Origin of the sequence: uncultured Microbacterium sp. (assembly GCF_937927635.1) — a bacterium.
Taxonomy (GTDB): domain Bacteria; phylum Actinomycetota; class Actinomycetes; order Actinomycetales; family Microbacteriaceae; genus Microbacterium.
Genome location: NZ_CALBRW010000020.1, coordinates 88,659 through 106,298 on the forward strand (window position 1 = coordinate 88,659; position 17,640 = coordinate 106,298).

General features: G+C 69.3%; 19 protein-coding genes. 10 read left to right on the forward strand and 9 right to left on the reverse strand.

Translation table 11 applies throughout. The features are described 5' to 3' along the window. Positions 1-3: 3 nt before the first annotated feature. Positions 4-549 (reverse strand): low molecular weight protein-tyrosine-phosphatase, encoded by a 546-nt coding sequence (locus Q0568_RS10880; RefSeq protein WP_298866299.1) that lies wholly within the window; start codon positions 547-549, stop codon positions 4-6. A gap of 113 nt (positions 550-662) precedes the next feature. Between Q0568_RS10880 and Q0568_RS10885 the strand changes: the two genes are divergently transcribed. Together Q0568_RS10885 and Q0568_RS10890 are read left to right on the forward strand one after the other, a co-directional pair. Further along, positions 663-929, forward strand: coding sequence for a hypothetical protein (locus Q0568_RS10885; RefSeq protein ID WP_298866301.1), 267 nt, complete (start codon positions 663-665; stop codon positions 927-929). After that, positions 926-2,266, forward strand: coding sequence for a hypothetical protein (locus tag Q0568_RS10890; protein ID WP_298866303.1), 1,341 nt, complete (start codon positions 926-928; stop codon positions 2,264-2,266). Before Q0568_RS10885 ends, Q0568_RS10890 begins: the two co-directional genes overlap by 4 nt. 33 nt (positions 2,267-2,299) lie before the next feature. Here Q0568_RS10890 and Q0568_RS10895 read toward each other — a convergent pair whose 3' ends face one another. Next, a complete protein-coding gene (locus tag Q0568_RS10895; RefSeq protein WP_298866305.1) occupies positions 2,300-2,698 on the reverse strand; it encodes a phage holin family protein in 399 nt (132 codons plus the stop codon). Between the two features lie 74 nt (positions 2,699-2,772). Here Q0568_RS10895 and Q0568_RS10900 point away from each other — a divergent pair, with 74 nt between their 5' ends. The 8 genes from Q0568_RS10900 (at position 2,773) to Q0568_RS10935 (ending at position 9,824) form a co-directional block, all read left to right on the forward strand. Further along, positions 2,773-3,846 carry a histidinol-phosphate transaminase gene (locus Q0568_RS10900; protein WP_298866310.1) on the forward strand — a complete coding sequence of 358 codons (1,074 nt, stop codon included), beginning with the start codon at positions 2,773-2,775 and terminating at the stop codon, positions 3,844-3,846. Beyond that, the gene (locus Q0568_RS10905) at positions 3,843-5,021 is read left to right on the forward strand and encodes a MalY/PatB family protein (protein WP_298866312.1); all 1,179 of its coding nucleotides are present in this window, start codon (positions 3,843-3,845) and stop codon (positions 5,019-5,021) included. The genes Q0568_RS10900 and Q0568_RS10905 overlap by 4 nt, the downstream gene beginning before the upstream one ends. Before the next feature lie 53 nt (positions 5,022-5,074). Beyond that, the gene (locus tag Q0568_RS10910; RefSeq protein WP_298866314.1) at positions 5,075-5,332 is read left to right on the forward strand and encodes a hypothetical protein; all 258 of its coding nucleotides are present in this window, start codon (positions 5,075-5,077) and stop codon (positions 5,330-5,332) included. Between the two features lie 32 nt (positions 5,333-5,364). Continuing rightward, positions 5,365-5,991: a hypothetical protein gene (locus Q0568_RS10915; RefSeq protein ID WP_298866316.1), complete on the forward strand. Its 627-nt coding sequence runs from the start codon at positions 5,365-5,367 to the stop codon at positions 5,989-5,991. A 5-nt stretch (positions 5,992-5,996) separates the two neighbouring features. Next, a complete protein-coding gene (locus tag Q0568_RS10920; protein WP_298866318.1) occupies positions 5,997-6,161 on the forward strand; it encodes a hypothetical protein in 165 nt (54 codons plus the stop codon). Positions 6,162-6,253: 92 nt separating this feature from the next. Then, a complete protein-coding gene (locus tag Q0568_RS10925; RefSeq protein WP_298866320.1) occupies positions 6,254-7,381 on the forward strand; it encodes a thiamine pyrophosphate-dependent dehydrogenase E1 component subunit alpha in 1,128 nt (375 codons plus the stop codon). Between the two features lie 11 nt (positions 7,382-7,392). Then, positions 7,393-8,358, forward strand: coding sequence for an alpha-ketoacid dehydrogenase subunit beta (locus tag Q0568_RS10930; RefSeq protein ID WP_298866404.1), 966 nt, complete (start codon positions 7,393-7,395; stop codon positions 8,356-8,358). Between the two features lie 122 nt (positions 8,359-8,480). Then, positions 8,481-9,824, forward strand: a complete 1,344-nt coding sequence (locus Q0568_RS10935) for a dihydrolipoamide acetyltransferase family protein (RefSeq protein ID WP_298866322.1) — start codon at positions 8,481-8,483, stop codon at positions 9,822-9,824. A gap of 56 nt (positions 9,825-9,880) precedes the next feature. On the opposite strand, the gene Q0568_RS10940 is transcribed toward Q0568_RS10935, so the two are convergent. Genes Q0568_RS10940 through Q0568_RS10970 form a run of 7 tightly spaced genes read right to left on the reverse strand, consistent with a single transcriptional unit; the run spans position 9,881 to position 17,587 of the window. Next, positions 9,881-10,405: a formaldehyde-activating enzyme gene (locus Q0568_RS10940; RefSeq protein WP_298866324.1), complete on the reverse strand. Its 525-nt coding sequence runs from the start codon at positions 10,403-10,405 to the stop codon at positions 9,881-9,883. After that, entirely contained in the window at positions 10,402-11,877 is a 1,476-nt protein-coding gene (locus tag Q0568_RS10945; RefSeq protein WP_298866326.1) for an FGGY-family carbohydrate kinase, read from the reverse strand. The genes Q0568_RS10940 and Q0568_RS10945 overlap by 4 nt, the downstream gene beginning before the upstream one ends. A gap of 3 nt (positions 11,878-11,880) precedes the next feature. Continuing rightward, complete coding sequence (locus tag Q0568_RS10950) at positions 11,881-13,344, reverse strand: FAD-binding oxidoreductase (protein WP_298866328.1); 1,464 nt, start codon at positions 13,342-13,344, stop codon at positions 11,881-11,883. A gap of 40 nt (positions 13,345-13,384) precedes the next feature. Next, positions 13,385-14,161, reverse strand: a complete 777-nt coding sequence (locus tag Q0568_RS10955; RefSeq protein ID WP_298866330.1) for an SDR family oxidoreductase — start codon at positions 14,159-14,161, stop codon at positions 13,385-13,387. Positions 14,162-14,163: 2 nt separating this feature from the next. Beyond that, a complete protein-coding gene (locus tag Q0568_RS10960; protein ID WP_298866332.1) occupies positions 14,164-15,636 on the reverse strand; it encodes an NAD-dependent succinate-semialdehyde dehydrogenase in 1,473 nt (490 codons plus the stop codon). Next, entirely contained in the window at positions 15,633-16,592 is a 960-nt protein-coding gene (locus Q0568_RS10965) for an NAD(P)-dependent oxidoreductase (RefSeq protein ID WP_298866334.1), read from the reverse strand. Before Q0568_RS10965 ends, Q0568_RS10960 begins: the two co-directional genes overlap by 4 nt. 50 nt (positions 16,593-16,642) lie before the next feature. Beyond that, positions 16,643-17,587 carry a glycine betaine ABC transporter substrate-binding protein gene (locus tag Q0568_RS10970; protein WP_298866336.1) on the reverse strand — a complete coding sequence of 315 codons (945 nt, stop codon included), beginning with the start codon at positions 17,585-17,587 and terminating at the stop codon, positions 16,643-16,645. Between the last annotated feature and the right edge of the window lie 53 nt (positions 17,588-17,640).

A 17,640-nucleotide genomic window follows, 5' to 3' on the forward strand; every position in this document is an offset into this window, starting at 1 on the left:
AAGTCAGAGGAGTTCCTCCTGCTCGGGGCCCCGCGTCGCGCGGAGCGTCGAATGGGATGCCCGCACAGCCGGTTCGAGTTGGCTGAAGAGCCCGCGGGTGGCGGTCTCAATCATAGCCAGCACCGAATCGAACATCGGCGGGCCCGCATAGTACGGATCGGGCACGTCCATGGTGGACGCGGCCGGGTCGTAGGCGCGCAGAAGGGTGACCTTGCCCTTGTCGTCGGCGCTGCGGGCCCACGCCTTCAGGATGCGCTCGTGCGTGCGATCGAGGGCGACGATCAGGTCGTTGTCGGCGAAGGATGCTGCGCTGAACTGCCGCGCGCGGTGCGCGGAGCCGTCGTAGCCGCGGCGGCTGAGGGCTTCGAGGGTGCGCTGGTCGGCGCGCTCGCCGAGGTGCCAGTCGCCCGTGCCCGCGCTGCGGGACAGCACACGATCGCCCAGCCCGCGCTGTGTCGCGAGCGCGCGGAACACGACTTCGGCCATCGGTGAGCGGCAGATGTTGCCCGTGCAGACGAAGACGACGCGGAAGGGATCCGGTGAGGTCACAGCACCATTGTGCCTTCATCGACTTCTGTCCCCAATCGTCAATCTCGAGAAGTTGCGCACAGTGGGTAGGATTCCGGGCGGAGCGGATGCCCGCCATCCCGCACCCTGGATGCATGTACACGATCACAGCGGCCCAGGCTCCGGGAGGCGCGGGCGAGGATCTCTGGGCGGCGGTAGAGGCGATGCGGCTGCTGAACGAGGCGACCGACCTGGTGGAGACGGTGGGCGTGGGAGTCTCGCGGCTCATCGAGGATGCACGCTGGGAGAACGCAGGGGTGCGCGCGCTGCGGTGGGCGCTCTCGGATCTGCACGCGCAGTTGGAGAGCGAGCGCGGCGAGCTGGAGTTCCAGCGCCAGCAGGTGGCCAGGATCCTGCGATGAGCGGCGAGCTGAACATCACGTCGGGCGGCGCGATCCACGTCGACTCGGGGGCGTTCCGCGCGGTCGGGCACCGGCTGGCCGCGCTGGCGGAGCACGTGAAGGATGCCGCACGCGTCGCGCGGCGTGCGCAGCACACGCTCGCGCAGACCGCTGATCGGCACCCCGCCACGGGGCAGATCGGGAACTGCGTGCATCGGCTGGAGAGCCAGGGGGAGAAGGCGGCGAAGACCGCGCAGGGCACGCTCGTCATGGCCGATGTGTTCGAGCTGGTCGAGCTGCGCACGCAGCAGAACCTGATCGGGGTGGGCGATGCGCGTGAAGCACTGGCGATACAGGACCGCATCCATGAGCTGCTCGCCTCGAACCCGAACATCGGACCGGCGGCGGACTCCCTGGTCACGCGCTGGCAGAACCACCGATTCGACGGACTGACGGATCAGCCGTGGGACGACACGTACACGCTCGCTCGATGGGTCGGTGCGGTGCTGGCCCCGACACTCTTCGGCTGGGCGGCCCTGTGGCTGGGCCCCGAGCCGGTGGGATCGACGATGGGCACCCTGCGCGATCTGGCGGTGGATGTCGATCTGGGCACCCTGCCGAGCGGCACCCGACTAACGGGTGAATCACAGGCCGTGACCCTGAGAACTGTCGAGTCGCGTGACGTCAAGCCGGTCGCGGGAGTCCGTGATTCGATCGCGCGCGTGCCGTGGGGGCGCACGGCCCAGGTGGCGGTGGAGAAGTACACGATGAAGGATGGGTCGGTGCGTTATGTCGCGTACGTCGACGGCACCCGGGAGATGATGCCCGGCACGGACGAGCCGTTCGATGCGGTCTCCGACGTGGAGCTGTACATGGGCCGGAAGAAGTCCGCATCGTATGAGGCGACGCTCCAGGCGCTGGAAGAGGCCGGAGCCGAGCACGGCGACACCGTCGACATGGTGGGGTACTCGCAGGGCGCGATGATCGTCTCCCATCTGGCCATGGACAGCCCCTATCACGTCGGGACCGTGATCGTCGCGGGCGATCCGGTCGACCCGGCGCTCGCCGCCGATCAGACGATCGTCCGACTGGAGAACAGCGCCGACCCGGTGAACGCACTGGCGACCGGTGGCACTGCGGGAGGGTCGGGTTCACCCGACAGCTTCACGGTCCAGCGGGAGATCCCCGGCCGGAGCAGCCCGATCGATCCGCACATGTATGGGGACTACATGAACACGGGCGCAGAGCTGGATCGCTCGTCGGATCCACGCGCACAAGCGCTGCGGGACAAGTTCTTCCACGAGCTCGGTGAGGCGGCGCGGGTCGAGCGGACGGAGTTCAGCGCGGAGCGCGCCTGATCAGCATCCGATCTCTGTCGGCGACGCGACTCGTCAGCGGCGCTTCTTCTTCTGCGGGCGCAGGATGGCGCCGAAGACGGCGTTGATGATCGAGATGAGGATGGCCGCCACCACACCCCACCAGAACGACCCGACGCTCAGCCCCCAGCCGAAGCCGCTGGTGATCCAGGCGGTCAGCCACAGCAGGAAGCCGTTCACGATGAAGGAGATGAGTCCGAACGTGAGGATGTACAGCGGGAACGCGACGATCTTGATGGCCGTGCCGATGATGGTGTTCACGAGGGCGAAGATCGCTCCCACGGCGAGCAGCGTCAGCACGAGCTGCAGGGTCTCGCCGGGCGCGAACGCGCGGATGCTCACCTCGAGCGCGGGGATCAGCGTGACCACCCACAGGGCGAAGGCGTTGATGACGACGCGGATGATGAATCGCATCTGTCGATCGTGCCACGAGACGCTCCTCATGACGGCCGCCCCCGCGGTGGTTCGCACCTCTTTAGACTGATCCCGTGACCGAGCCCATCCTGCCCCGCATCCGCCCCGAGATCGCCGCCCTGCCGCCGTACCGCCAGGGCAAGCAGGCGGGCGCCGACGCGTTCAAGCTCTCCAGCAACGAGAACCCGTTCGAGCCGCTGCCGTCGGTGCTCGAGGCGCTCACGCACACCACGCCGATCAACCGCTATCCCGACGCCTCTGCCGGTGCGCTGCGCGCCCGCCTGGGCGAGAAGTACGGCGTCGACGCGGACGCCGTGCACGTGGCATCCGGTTCCGTGTCGATCCTGTACCAGTTGGTGCTGGCCACGGCATCCGTCGGCGACGAGGTCATCTACGCCTGGCGCTCGTTCGAGGCGTACCCCGGCCTTCCGCTGGTTGCCGGCGCCACCGGGGTGCAGGTCCCGCTCGGCCCGGGCACCCGTCACGACCTCGACGCGATGGCGGATGCCGTCACCGACCGCACCCGCGTGATCATCGTCTGCACGCCCAACAACCCCACCGGCCCGATCGTCACCAGCGCCGAGTTCGCGGCGTTCGTCGAGCGCGTGCCGCAGGACGTGCTGATCATCCTCGACGAGGCGTACGCCGAGTTCGTCACGGACCCCGAAGCCGTCGACGGCCTCGCCGAGCGCGTGTTCGAGAAGCACCCCAACGTGGTCGTGCTGCGCACCTTCTCCAAGGCGTTCGGCCTGGCGGGGCTCCGCGTCGGCTACGCCATCGGCCACCCGCGCGTGCTCGACGCCGCCCGCACCACCGCCATCCCGCTGTCGGTCACCAGTGCCGCCGAGCGCGCCGCCATCGCCAGCCTGGATGCCGAGGACGAGCTGATGGCCCGCGTCGCCGTCATCGTCGAGCGGCGCACCCGCCTGGTCGAGGGCCTGCGCGCGCAGGGCTGGGATGTGCCTGATTCGCAGTCCAACTTCGTCTGGCTCCCCGCGGGCGAACGGACCGACGAGATGGCCGCCGCGTTCGTCGCCGCGGACCTCATCGTCCGGCCGTTCACGGGCGACGGCATCCGCATCTCCGTCGGCGAGGAGGAGTCCCTGGATCGGGTGCTCGCCGTGGCGGGGGAGCAGGTGCGCGCGTGACGTACGACTTCGAGACCGTCGTCGACCGCACCGGCACCGGCGCCTCCAAGTGGCAGCACATGTTCGACGCGAAGCCCGATGTGCCCGCCGGGATCTCGCCGTTCTCCGTCGCCGACCTCGACCTCAAGCTCGCCCCCGAGATCCTCGAGGGCCTGCGCGAGCACCTCGAGGACGTGGTGCTGGGCTACACCATCGCCACCGACGACTACTGGGACGCCGTCACCGGCTGGTTCCAGGACCGGCACGGCTGGACCGTCACCCGCGAGCAGATCAAGCTGGCACCCGGCGTGGTGCCGGCGTTCAACACCGCCGTCCGCGCCGTCACCGCGCCCGGCGACGGCGTCATCGTGCAGACCCCGGCGTACTACCCGTTCTTCGGCGCGATCGAGGGCAATGAGCGCGTGGTCGTGCGCAACCCGCTGGTGCTGCGCGACGGGCGCTGGCGCATCGACCTCGACGACCTCGCCGAGAAGGCCGCCGATCCCCGCACCACCGCGCTGCTGTTCTGCAGCCCGCACAACCCCACCGGCCGGGTGTGGGAGCGCGACGAGCTCGAGGCCGTATGGCGCATCGCCCGCGACAACGACCTCACCGTCATCAGTGACGAGATCCACTTCGACCTGGTGATGCCCGGTGCGCAGCACACCGTGTTCTCCACGCTGAACGACGACGCGGCGGCCCGCACCATCGTGTGCACTGCGCCCAGCAAGACGTTCAACCTGGCGGGCATGGCCACCAGCAACATCGTCATCCCGAACGAGCAGCTGCGTGAGAAGTTCGCGCTCGAGCAGAGCCGCACGGGCTTCTTCACGCTCAACGCGCTGGGCTTCCAGGCCTGTCGTCTCGCCTACTCGAAGGCCGGTGCGTGGTTGGACGGACTGATCGAGCTCGTGCACGGCAACCATGAGCTGGTGCGGTCGTTCTTCGCCGAGCGGATGCCGCAGGTCGTCGTCTTCGATCTGGAGGGCACCTACCTGCAGTGGCTGGACTTCCGGGCGCTGGGCCTGTCGCACGTGGAGCTCAAGCGCATCAACGAGCAGGAGGCCCTGGTCTACTTCGACGAGGGCGCCATGTTCGGCCCCGAGGGCGAGGGCTTCGAGCGCATGAACCTCGCCGCCCCGCGGCAGACCGTGCAGGACGCGCTGGAGCGCCTCGCGCAGGCGTACGGGCACTGAGCCCTGTACGGTATTCTGTGGTACCTTGGTACCCAAGGTGAGGGGATACCGTCATGGTTGCTGTTGCGCCGATCAAAGTGGATGCTGAGACCGACCGGCTCATCTCGAACGCTGCGCATTTCCTGCAGCGCTCCAAGAAGGATGTCGTTGACGTTGCCGTGCGCGAGTACATCGAGAAGCATCGCGAGGAGATCCAGAGTGGTGCTCTTGAGGCTCTGCGGCTGCTCGACGGAAGCACCCGCGGCGCCGTGAAGCTCTTGGCAGACGCAACCGACGATGAGATCGATGAACTGGGTGGTCTTTCCGAGTGATCGGTGTCGGCGGCCCGCATTAGCGTCGAGCCATGACACGGCATGTGCGTCCGACTCGCAGGGCTCTCACTGACCTCGGCCTCGACTTCCCGCAATTGGACGTCGAGCTCCACGCCATCGGAGACGCACTGGTGCAGAAAGCGCAGCGCGTCCCGGCAGAGGTGGCGTCCGGTGGTGCAGAACGTGTTCGTGCTCTCCACGACCGGGTCTGGTTCAAAGTGAAGGTGACCGCTCTGCGTGGAATCGCCGGCGAGGTGCCGATCCCTGACGATTTCGCGCCGAGGACGGACGCTGACTACTCCCGCTCGGCCTGGTGGCTGGCGGCTGCGGGATCCCGGCAGGATGACACGACTGCCCATGACTTCTACGCGACGCTCACCGACGAATGCCGGCGTGCGGCCAAAGGATCGGATGCCGCAGTGAGCTCTGCTCATCTGCTCCCGACCGCGACAGACTATCGGCGCTGGCAGCTTGAGAACTCGGCAGTGATCGCTACTGCGCTGCGCAAGAAGGTCAGGGAAGCCATCGCGCGCTCTGCTCAGACCGGGGCTCTGTGGATCGCCCGATCGGCACTTTCCGTGTCGGAGCGCTCATTCACCAACGTGACGGCGAGTCGTATCTGGCCGTCACCGCGGAAGGGTTCTGGGATCATCGGCTGATCGCGGTGATCCTGGACGCCGTGCCTGGCGTGTCTGCGGATGAGTGGCAGATCGAGCCGTCGACCGTAGACGGGATCTCGCCAGCGGACGGTCAGGTCGTGTACTCGACCATGATCCCTGTCGAGGCGCTGAGTGCTGTCCTGGACGAGGTCGACCGCTCGTTCCTCTGAACCGCAGCGCGGCATTCGTCCTGATCCCGGACACTTATTAGGGACCCCGAACTATGCGTGACGGGGCATGCCGACGTGGGTAGCGTGGAGCCGTGACTTCGACCGACACACCCCTCGTTCGCGTCCTGGAAGCGGATGGAACATTCGCTCCGTCGCCGGCATCCGAGCGGTATCTGCCGCTCATCGATGCGCTGACCGACGCCGAGCTCGAGCAGTTCTACCGCGACATGGTGGCCATCCGCGCCATCGACACCCAGGCCACCAACCTGCAGCGTCAGGGCCAGCTCGCCCTGTGGCCGCCGAGCCGCGGGCAGGAGGCCGCCCAGGTGGGCTCCGCGCACGCCGCTCGCAGGCAGGACACGATCTTCCCGTCGTACCGGGAGCACGCCGTCACCCGCATCCGCGGGGTCGACCCGGTGGACATCATCAAGCTCATGCGCGGCGTCTCGCACGGCGGCTGGGACCCGACCGATCCGAAGAACGGCAACACCCGGCTGTACACCCTGGTGCTGGCGTCGCAGACCCTGCACGCCGCCGGCTTCGGCATGGGCCTGACCTTCGACGGTCGCACCGGCACCGGCGACCCCGAGCGCGACGAGGCCGTCGTGGTCTACTACGGCGATGGCGCCTCCAGCCAGGGCGACGTGCACGAGGCCATGGTGTTCGCCGCCAGCTACGGCGCCCCGGTGCTGTTCTTCCTGCAGAACAACCACTGGGCCATCTCGGTGCCCGTCTCCACCCAGTCGAAGGTGCCGCTGGTCGGCCGCGGCGCCGGATACGGCATCCCGTCGGTGCGCGTGGACGGCAACGATGTGCTGGCCAGCTACGCCGTCTCGCGGATGCTGCTCGACGAGGCCCGTGCCGGCGGCGGTCCGCGCGCGATCGAGGCCGTCACCTACCGGATGGGCGCGCACACCACGAGCGACGACCCCACCAAGTACCGCGGATCTGACGAGGAGCAGTCCTGGGCCCAGCGCGACCCGATCGCCCGGATGCGCGCATACCTGCTTTCGCGGGGCGCGAGCGAGGAGTTCTTCACCGCAGCGGATGCCGAGGCCGCGGCTGCCGCGGAGGACCTGCGCGCCCGCACCGTCGAACTGTCGGCGCCGGGCCCCGCCGCCATCTTCGACCACGTCTACAGCGAGCCGCACCCGCTGATGGCCGAGCAGAAGGCGTGGCTGGCGGACTACGAAGCCTCGTTCGAAGGAGGCGCCCTGTGAGCATCGAGACCATGCCCTTCTCCAAGGCGCTGAACGCCGGCCTGCGCAAGGCCATGGAGGACGACTCCCGCGTGCTGCTGATGGGCGAGGACATCGGCCGCCTCGGCGGGGTGTTCCGTGTGACAGAAGGACTGCAGAAGGACTTCGGCACCCGGCGCGTGCTCGACACCCCGTTGGCGGAGTCCGGCATCGTCGGCTCCGCCATCGGCCTGGCCATGGCCGGATTCCGCCCGGTGTGCGAGATCCAGTTCGACGGCTTCGTGTGGCCGGCGTTCGACCAGATCACCTCGCAGCTGGCCAAGGTCACCAATCGGCACGCGGGCGCCCTGTCGATGCCGGTCGTCATCCGCATCCCGTACGGCGGGCACATCGGCGCCGTGGAGCACCACCAGGAGAGTCCGGAGGCGTACTTCACGCACACCCCCGGCCTGCGCGTGGTCTCGCCGTCGACGCCGAACGACGCGTACTGGATGATCCAGGAGGCCATCTCCTCGAATGACCCGGTGATCTTCATGGAGCCCAAGAGCCGCTACTGGCCCAAGGGAGAGGTGGAGCTGGAGGCATCCGCTCTTCCGCTGCACGCGTCCCGGATCGTCCGCCGCGGCACGGACGTGACCCTCGTCGGCCACGGCGCGATGGTGACCACGCTGCTGCAGGCCGCCGCGCTCGCCGAGTCGGAGGGCACCAGCTGCGAGGTCGTCGACGTGCGCTCGCTCTCGCCGGTGGACTACGGCCCCATCCTCGACTCGGTGCGATCCACCGGCCGCATGGTCTACGCGCAGGAGGCCCAGGGCTTCACCAGCCTGGGCAGCGAGATCGCCGCGACCGTCATGGAGCGCGCGTTCTACGCCCTCGAGGCGCCCGTGCTGCGGGTCTCGGGGTTCGACACGCCCTTCCCGCCCGCGAAGCTCGAGGGCGTGTACCTGCCGGATGCCGACCGCATCCTCGAAGCCGTCGACCGCTCGCTGGCCTACTGACACCCGTTCTGCGTTCATAACTCCGGAGAATCGCCCATGATCTGGACTCTCTGCCACGATTCCGGCGTCGTGGCCGCCGTATCTCCGGAGTTATGAACCACACGCAGTCGAAAGGACTTGCAATGACCACCCAGACCTTCACCCTGCCCGACGTCGGCGAGGGCCTCACCGAGGCCGAGATCGTCGCCTGGAAGGTGGCGCCCGGCGACACCGTCGCCATCAATGACGTGATCTGCGAGATCGAGACCGCCAAGTCGCTGGTCGAGCTGCCCTCCCCGCACGCGGGGGTGGTCGGCGAGATCCTCGCGGCCGAGGGCGCGACGGTCGAGGTCGGAGCACCCATCGTCACATTCGTGTCGGAGGATGCGGATGCCGGGACGCCGGCCCCCACGGCATCCGCTCCGGCTGCGGAGGAGGGCGGCGGGTCCGTGCTCGTCGGCTACGGTACCGGCGGCGGTGCGACGTCCCGCCGGCGCAAGCCCGCCGAGAGGGCCGTGCGCTCATCGGTCGGCGTGATCGCCAAGCCGCCGATCCGCAAGCTGGCCCGCGACCTGGGCGTCGACCTCACCGAGGTCACCGCGACCGGCGCCGACGGCGAGGTCACCCGCGACGACGTCGTGAAGCACGCCGAGCAGGCCAGCGTGTTCCGCAACATCGAGACCCCGGAGTGGGGGAGCGTGCGCGAGGAGACCGTGCCGGCACCGGCATCCGCTCCGGTCGGACTCGCCCGCGGCATGCAGCCGGCACCGCAGCCGGGGTCGGATGCCCGCACCGAGTCGATCCCCGTCAAGGGCGTGCGCAAGGCGACCAGCTCGGCCATGGTGCAGAGCGCGTACTCCGCCCCGCACGTGACGGTGTGGAAGGAGGTCGATGCCAGCCGCACGATGGAGCTCGTCAAGCGGCTGAAGGCCTCGCCCGACTACGCCGACATCCGCGTCTCGCCTCTGCTGATCATGGCGCGCGCCGTGATCTGGGCCGCCCGCCGCACGCCGATGGTCAACGCCGCCTGGGTCGACACCGACTCGGGTGCCGAGATCGTCGTGCGGCACTACGTGAACCTCGGCATCGCCGCGGCCACGCCGCGCGGCCTGCTGGTGCCCAACATCAAGGACGCCCAGGACCTCAGCATGAAGGACCTCGCCCGCGCGCTGAACCGGCTCACGCTCACCGCCCGCGAGGGGAAGACCAGCCCCGCCGACCAGCAGGGCGGCACCATCACGATCACCAACATCGGCGTGTTCGGGATGGATGCCGGCACCCCGATCATCAACCCCGGCGAGGCGGGGATCGTGGCCATGGGCACCATCGCGCAGAAGCCGTGGGTGGTCGACGGCGAGGTGCGTCCGCGCTGGGTGACCACGGTCGCCGGATCCTTCGACCACCGCGTGATCGACGGCGACCAGATGAGTCGATTCGTCGCCGACGTCGCCTCCGTGCTCGAGGAGCCCGCGCTGCTCGTGGAGTGAGAGAAGCGGTCGTCCCGGATGACCGGGGCGACCGCTTCGACTGCGCGCGCCGCCGCTCAGTCGCCCCCGTAGAACGGGTGCGTCAGCGCGTCGCGTCCGTCCACCTGTGCGGAGCGGATGCTCGCGGGCAGGCCGTTCGCGGCTTCCGAGACCGCTGACGCCGCCGCCGCGCGAGCCGCGAGCTTGACCTGCGTCTCGTCGTCGCACGCCGGGTCGATCCACAGCGCCACGAACACGAGCGTGTCCTGGTCGCCGGTGATGTGCCCCTGCGCGACGGCGTCCAGCACGCCCTGGGAGACGCCGACCTGCGCAGCGCCGAAGACCATGGTCTCGACCATCCCGACCTCGGCGTGGCTCTTGGAGAGGATCACGGTCGGCGGGTTGACCGTCACGTACTCCTGCTGGCTCTCTCCCACGCAGGCGAGGATGGGCGTGAAGCCCGGCCGCGGCGAGGTGAAGGCCGTCGTGATCGACGCGGCCGTCGGGGTGCCGCGCCGCGCCAGCAGCACGTTGACGTGCACGCCGTTCGGCGCCGTCCCGCCCCAGCCCTGCGCGAACCGCCCGTCGATGTCCTGGTTCATCTCTCGTCTCCCTTCCCCGCGGCATCCGCCGCAGGCGATCGCGATTGTTCGGTCCCGGGGCCGTGAGCGACCGCGAAGCGCGACAGTTCGGCGATGCGCGTGCGGATCTCCCGATGCCAGGGGCGCAGCCTCCGGTAGGCGGCGGCATCCGCTCCCGGCGAGGCGGCGGGCACCTGTCTGGCCATCGCCCGCAGCGCAGTGGCCCAATCGGCGTGCACACCGGCGCCGACGGCGGCGCAGATCGCCGCGCCGATCCCGGCCGCGTCGTCGTTCTCGGCGCGGCGCACGGGCAGCGCGAACACGTCGGCGAGGATCTGCCGCATCGTGGCCGACGCCGCCCCGCCGCCGGTGACCACCAGCGCCTCGGGACGCAGGCCGAGCTCGGCCGACATCGCATCGGCGTTGTCGGCCATGGTCAACGCGATCCCCTCGAGGATGGCGCGGTACAGGTGCGCACGCCCCTGCGCGCCGGAGAAGCCGATGATCGCGCCGCGGCGCCACGGCTCGTCATCCGGTGCCAGCCAGTCCAGCACTGCCGCGACGCCGTCACTGCCAGCCGGGACGCCGGATGCCTCGGCATCCAGCACCCCCTCGAGGTCGTACATCGTCTCATCCGCGGCATCGTCGGACCGGATCAGCCGGCGCAGCCAGCTGATCGTCCACATCCCGCGCCGGATGCCGTGGCTCTCCGCCAGGTGCACGCCGGGTCGCGCGGCGAAGTTGGACCAGTACGCGGCGCCGTGCTCCGGCCCGTCGCCCACCGTCATCGCGGCGATGTACGTGCCCAGCGACAGCAGCAGCATGCGGGAGTCCGCGACACCGGCGCCGAGCGCCTCGACGGCCTTGTCGTTCGCCGTCGCGAAAACGGGAACCCCTTCGGGCAGCCCGGTCGCCGCGGCAGCATCCGCCGTGATCCGGCCGAGCTCCTCGCCCGGATCCCTCAGCTCGAAGAGCATCGTCCGCGGCATCCCGGTCGCCGCGTATGCGGCGGGATCGGCCGACCAGCGCCAGGAGCGGGTGTCGATCGGCCAGACGCCCTGCAGGTTGGCGCTCGCGTCGGTGCGCTCGCCGGTGAGCCGATGCGCGATGTACCCGGATGACGACGTCACCCACCGCGCGTCGGGCGCCGCAGCCGGATCGAACGGCCGCCCCACTCGCTCGTCCATCCAGCTCAGCAGCGGCTCGGCCAGCATCCCGTCCGCGCGGAGATACGCCCGGCAGAAGCGGATCGTGCACAACCCCACCCCGACGATGCGCGAACGGTCGCCGTCGAACCGCGCCAGGGCCGCGGTGCAGGCCCGCGCGATGGAGTCCCACACGTCGTCGTCCGGATGCACGACCCGGCCGGGAGCGATCGTGTCGTACGGCCGCAGCCCTACCCGGGCGGAGGCGTGCACCCGGCCGTCCTGATCGACCACGAGCACCTTCGTGCTCTGCGATCCGTTGTCGATCGCGACGAGGTACGAGTCCACTCCTCACGCCTCCAGCGGGTAGATCGTTCCCGGGTTCATGATTCCGTTCGGGTCGAGAGCGTGCTTCAGGCGCTCCAGCAGCACGTAGGCGCTGCCGTGCTCCTGCCGCGTCCACGGGGTGCGGTACTTGCCGATGCCGTGATGGTGCACCATCGACCCGCCCAGGCGCAGCGCCTCCTCCACGATGATCGCGTTGAGGGGCTCGTGGTACTCGGTGATCTCCTGCCGCGGCTCGCAGCGGATGTCGTAGTCGTACACGAAGTACAGGTTCGTACCGGTCTGGTAGCTGTGCGACGAGTGCGCGCCCAGCATCGTCAGGTCCTCGGCCCGGGGGAACTCCGCGCGGATCCTGTTCATCACGGCCTCGTACAGCTCGTTCGTGCGCGACCAGTCCACCGAGACCTCGGTGGTGTAGCCCAGGTGCGGGCGCTCCTGCATCTCGCGCCGCTCGCGGTCGATTGCCGACTGATCCCAGTTCAGGCGCGCGAACCACTGCTCGATCAGGGAGTCGTCCACCCGCACGTGCGGCCGGTCGGCGAACACCTCCTCGATCGCGGTGGCTGTGGCGTCAGCCAGGGCCTTCGGGCCCTCGGCCACCAGCACGACGACGTTCTTCCCGTCGGAGAAGTGGCTGAAGTGCTGACGTGCGTCCTCCGGCGAATAGACCCGGCACACCGAGGGGCGGTAGCCCGACGTGATCAGCTCGCGCAGCGCGTCGACTCCCGCAACGAAGTCGTCGACGAGGAATCCGAAGTACCGGTTGTTCTCCGGCTGATGCCGGAAGACCTTGATCGTGACCTCGGTGATCACGCACAGCGCACCCTCGTTGCCGATGACCATGTGACGGATGTCGGGGCCCGCCGCGCGCCGCGGGACGTTCTTGATGCGCGTGATCGTGCCGTCGGCCAGCACGGCCTCGAGCCCCACGATCATGTCCTCGATGCCGCCGTACAGCGTCGAGAACTGGCCGATCGATCGCGTCGCGGTCAGTCCGCCGTACTGCGCGAGGGGCTTGGACTGCGGCGAGTGACCGGTCGTCAGGCCCTGCAGGCGCAGCTCGTCCTCCAGCCGCTGCAGCGGCACGCCGCACTGCACGGTGACCATCATGTCCACGGCGTTCACGTCGAGGATCGCGTCCATGTGCGAGCCGTCCAGCACGATCGAGTCGGCGATGACCGTCTCCAGCCCGCCCTCGGTGGCCGTGCGACCGGTGCGCGGCACGACGGCGATGAGGTTCTCGTTCGCGAACCGCAGCACGTCCGCGACCTCCTGCGCGCTCGCCGGGTAGACGATGGCCGACGGGAACGGTCCGTCGAAGATGCCGTGCGCGGCGGTGTACTTCTTGAACCTGTCGACCGAGGCGCTGCGCAGCGCGGTCGGGTCGGTGTCGATCTTGTCCGGTCCGAGGATGCCAGTGAGGCCCTCGACGATCTGGGCGGTGCTCAGCGCGGAACGGGAATCAGTCATGTCTCTCTCTCAGGGCGGTGGGGCGAACAGGGCGGTGGGCTCAGCGGACCAGGTAGCCGCCGTCGACGGTGAGCGTGTGCCCGTTGACGTAGTCGGATGCGCGGCTGCACAGGAACACGAGCGGTCCCATCAGGTCGGCGGGGTCACCCCACCGGTCGGCGGGGGTGTGGTCGATGATCCGCCGGTCGGCTGCGGGATCGGAGCGGGTGGCCTCGGTGATGGCGGTGGCGAAGTATCCGGGGGCGAGGGCATTGACCTGGATGCCGTGGGCGCCCAGCTCGTCGGCGTACGCCTTGGTCAGACCGACGATGCCCGCCTTCGTCGCCGCGTACGCCGGCGACTGCCTGCCGCCGAGGAACGAGAACAACGAGGCGATGCTGACGATCTTCCCCGACCCCTGCGGCACCATCACGCGTGCGGCCTCGTGCGCGAAGTCGAACGCGGCCGTGAGATTGACGGCGACCATCGGGTCCCACTTGCTGCGGTCGAAGGCGAGCACGTCGTCCAGCAGGCAGATACCGGCGGAGTTGACGAGGATGTCGAGCCCGCCGAGCTCGGCGACGCAGGCATCCACCATCCGAGCCGGGGTGCCGGAGACGGTGATGTCGGCCTGGGCGAACACGAAGCGCCGTCCGTGCGCGCTCACCAGCCGTTCGGTGGTGCCGTCGTCGGGGGCGAGCCCCGGCGCGAACACGTCGGCGCCCGCCGCGGCCAGCGCCACCGTGAACGCGCGACCGAGGCCGGTGTTGCCGCCGGTGACGATGGCGCGCTTCCCGGCGAGCGAGAAGAACGAGGGTGCGAATTCGGTGATCTCCACGATCAGTCCCTCCTGCTCGGGTCGGCGATGCCGACGTAGCGGGTCTCCAGGTACTCGTCGATGCCCTCGATGCCGCCCTCGCGGCCCAGGCCCGACTGCTTCACGCCGCCGAACGGCGCGGCGGGGTTCGACACCACGCCCGCGTTGATTCCCAGCATCCCGGTGTCCAGCTCGTCCGCCAGGCGCAGGGCGCGATCCAGGTCGCGGGTGAAGGCGAAGCTGACCAGCCCGAACGAGGTGGCGTTCGCCAGCCGGATGGCCTCTTCCTCGTCGCGGAACGTGGTGATGGGCGCGACGGGTCCGAAGATCTCCTCGTCCAGGATGCCGGCGCCGTCGGGGACGTCCACGAGCACCGTCGGCTGGTAGAAGTAGCCGGGGCCGGGGAGCGCCGCGCCGCCCAGTGCGACGCGTGCGCCGTCGCGCACCGCGCCGTCGACGAGCGACGCGATCTTGTCGCGCGTGGCCGCGTCGACCATCGGGCCGATGGTGGATGCCGGTTCCGTGCCGCGCGCGGGATGGAACGCCGCCATCCGGGCGGTGAACGCCGTCGTGAACTCCTCTGCCACGCTCTCGTGCACGATGAAACGGTTCGCGGCCACGCAGGCCTCGCCGCCGTTGCGCATCTTGGCGGCGATGGCGCCGTCGACGGCGGCGGGGATGTCGGCGTCCTCGAAGACGAGGAACGGGGCGTTGCCGCCGAGCTCCATCGACACCCGCAGCACCTGGTCGGCGGAATCGGCGATGAGCCTGCGGCCCACCTCGGTCGAACCGGTGAACGAGAGCTTGCGCAGCCGCGAGTCCTTGATCAGCGGCCCGGTGACCGCACCGGCGTGCGAGGTGGGGATGACGTTGAGCACGCCGGCGGGGAGACCGGCCTCTTCGAACACCTGCGTGAGCAGCAGCGCCGTCAGCGGCGTGAGCGCGGCGGGCTTGAGTACCATCGTGCAGCCGGCGGCGATCGCCGGCGCGATCTTGCGGGTCGCCATCGCCAGGGGGAAGTTCCACGGGGTGATGAACAGGCACGGGCCCACGGGGCGCTTCACGACCAGCAGTCGGTTGCGGCCATCGGGCGCCGTCGCGTACCGGCCCGCGATGCGCGGGGCCTCCTCCGAGAACCAACGCAGGAACTCGGCGCCGTAGGCGACCTCTCCGCGGGACTCCGCGAGCGGCTTGCCCATCTCGATGGTCATCGTCAGCGCGAACTCCTCGGCGCGCTCGGTCACCAGCTCGAACGCGCGGCGGAGGATCTCCGACCTCTCGCGGGGAGAGGTGCGCTCCCAGGAGCGGCGTGCGCGGCCGGCGGCATCCAGGGCATCCTGCCCGTCCTGCACGGTCGCGTCGGCGACCCGGGCGAGCACCTGCTCGGTCGCAGGATCGGTCACGTCGAAAGTCGCGCCGTTCGACGCGTCGCGCCAGCGGCCGTCGATGTACAGGCCGGTGGGGATCGTCGCCAGCAGCTCGCTCTCGGTGGTCATGCCGCCTGTCCCTTCTGCTCATCGGTGTCGACAGCGACGGCATCGGCCAGCCGCAGTCGCGTGCCGAGCAGGTCCTCGTACAGCTGGAACGGCTGCATCTCGCCGGCGCGGTCGCCGTAGGTGGCCTTGGCGCGCCGGAAGATCTGGTCGACCAGACCGGACAGCTCGACCGGCATCCCGACCGCACGGGCCAGATCGACCGACAGGCCGAGATCCTTGCACGCCAGGGCCAGTGCGAAGCCCTCGTCGTAGTCGCCGCCGTCGAGGATGGAGAGCACGTCGTGCTCGAGGAAGTTGCTGTTGGCCGGGCTCGCGATGAGGGCATCGCGCAGCACCTTCAGGTCGACTCCGGCCTTCACGCCGACGGCGAGGACCTCTGCGGTGGACACCAGATGCGAGAACCACAGCTGATTGATCATGAGCTTGACCGCGTAGCCGGCGCCGTGGCCGCCCACGTGCAGGATCCGCTCGGGGTCGCCCATCGCCTCGAAGACGGGGCGCAGTCGGGCGACGTCGTCCGCGTCGCCGCCGATGAAGATCTGCAGCATGCCGCGGGCGGCGCCCACCGACATGCCGCTGACCGGCGCGTCGAAGATGTGCAGCCCCCGGCCAGAGGCGGCGGCGCGCACGGCATCCGCCACCTCCGGGACCGAGGTCGACATGTCCACCCACGTCCCGCCATCCCGGATGCCCTCGAGGATCCCTCCGGGACCCGCGGCCACCTCGGACACGTGCCGGGGCGTGGGAAGCATGGTGATGACGACGTCGCTGGCGGCGGCCACCGCGGCAGCGCTGTCCGCCCACCGCGCCCCGCCGGCGATGAGACCGTCGGCGGCCTCGCGCCGGACGTCGTTGACGACCAGCGGGAATCCGGCTGCCTGCAGGTTGCGGGTCATGCCGCCGCCCATGCTCCCGAGTCCGATGAAGCCGATGGTCGGGTGATCCTGAATGGACATGGTTCCTTCCTGATTCTTCTTCTGTGCTTCTGCTCCGTGCGGGAAGAGCCTCAGATGAGGCCCTTCTCCTTCAGGAACTCCTTGGCGACGTCGGCCGGCTCCTCGCCGTCCACGTCGACCTTCGCGTTGAGGGTCTGCATCTGCTCGGTGGTCAGCAGCGGCGAGAGCTTGGCCATCACGTCGGCGATCTTCGGGTACTTGGTGAAGACCGCGTTCTGCATGGTGAACGCGCCCTGGTAGACGGGGAAGAACTGCTTGTCGTCCTGCATGACCGTCAGATCCAGCGCCTTGATGCGGCCGTCGGTCTGGAAGACCTCGCCGAAGTTGCAGTCGCTGCCCTTCTGCGTGGCCGTGTAGATCACGCCGGTGTCCAGCAGCTTCACGTTCGACGCGGGGACGTCGATGCCGTACGCCTTGGCGAGTCCCGGCCAGCCGTCGTCGCGGGTGGAGAACTCGCTCTCGATGCAGAAGGTCTGCTGGTCCTTGGGCAGCGCGGCCACGTCGCTGAGCGTCTTGACGTTCAGCTTCTTCGCCTCGGAGGAGCGCACGGCGAAGGCGTAGGTGTTGTTCAGCGGCGCCGGGTCGAGCCACTTCACGTCGTTGGCCTTCAGGTCCGCCTCGGCGACGGCGGTGAACTGCGCACTGGGGTCGGTGATCGGCGCCGTGTTGCCGAGGTAGGTGATCCACGCGGTGCCGGTGTACTCCCAGTAGCCGAGGAAGTCCTTGTTGGTGAGGGCCTGCCGGGTGTTGGCGGAGCCGACGAGCTTGGTGTTGGTCGTCAGGTTGGCGCCGTGGGCGTTGAGCAGGTCGGTGGTCATGTAGGCGAGGATGTACTGCTCCGAGAAGTCCTTCGAGCCGATCACACCGGTCAGGCCCTTCAGATCGTCGCTCTTGCTGCCGCTCTCGACGGCGCTTCCGGTGGAGCATCCCGCTGTGAGAAGGGCGGTGGTGACGAGGATCGCAGCGGTCGCGGCGATGTGACGCTTGGTGAACATGGTTCTCCTGAATCGAGTTGGTGCGGGTTTTTGTAAAGGGATGCCGGTGACGA

What these genes read in the sequence shown, in the direction of transcription:
- Q0568_RS10885 (WP_298866301.1), top strand. Translation starts at nt 663, where the DNA reads ATGTACACGATCACAGCGGCCCAGGCTCCGGGAGGCGCGGGCGAGGAT.
- Q0568_RS10890 (WP_298866303.1), top strand. Translation starts at nt 926, where the DNA reads ATGAGCGGCGAGCTGAACATCACGTCGGGCGGCGCGATCCACGTCGAC.
- Q0568_RS10895 (WP_298866305.1), bottom strand. Translation starts at nt 2,698, where the DNA reads ATGCGATTCATCATCCGCGTCGTCATCAACGCCTTCGCCCTGTGGGTG.
- Q0568_RS10910 (WP_298866314.1), top strand. Translation starts at nt 5,075, where the DNA reads ATGGTTGCTGTTGCGCCGATCAAAGTGGATGCTGAGACCGACCGGCTC.
- Q0568_RS10915 (WP_298866316.1), top strand. Translation starts at nt 5,365, where the DNA reads ATGACACGGCATGTGCGTCCGACTCGCAGGGCTCTCACTGACCTCGGC.
- Q0568_RS10930 (WP_298866404.1), top strand. Translation starts at nt 7,393, where the DNA reads ATGCCCTTCTCCAAGGCGCTGAACGCCGGCCTGCGCAAGGCCATGGAG.
- Q0568_RS10935 (WP_298866322.1), top strand. Translation starts at nt 8,481, where the DNA reads ATGACCACCCAGACCTTCACCCTGCCCGACGTCGGCGAGGGCCTCACC.
- Q0568_RS10940 (WP_298866324.1), bottom strand. Translation starts at nt 10,405, where the DNA reads ATGAACCAGGACATCGACGGGCGGTTCGCGCAGGGCTGGGGCGGGACG.
- Q0568_RS10950 (WP_298866328.1), bottom strand. Translation starts at nt 13,344, where the DNA reads ATGACTGATTCCCGTTCCGCGCTGAGCACCGCCCAGATCGTCGAGGGC.
- Q0568_RS10960 (WP_298866332.1), bottom strand. Translation starts at nt 15,636, where the DNA reads ATGACCACCGAGAGCGAGCTGCTGGCGACGATCCCCACCGGCCTGTAC.
- Q0568_RS10965 (WP_298866334.1), bottom strand. Translation starts at nt 16,592, where the DNA reads ATGTCCATTCAGGATCACCCGACCATCGGCTTCATCGGACTCGGGAGC.
- Q0568_RS10970 (WP_298866336.1), bottom strand. Translation starts at nt 17,587, where the DNA reads ATGTTCACCAAGCGTCACATCGCCGCGACCGCTGCGATCCTCGTCACC.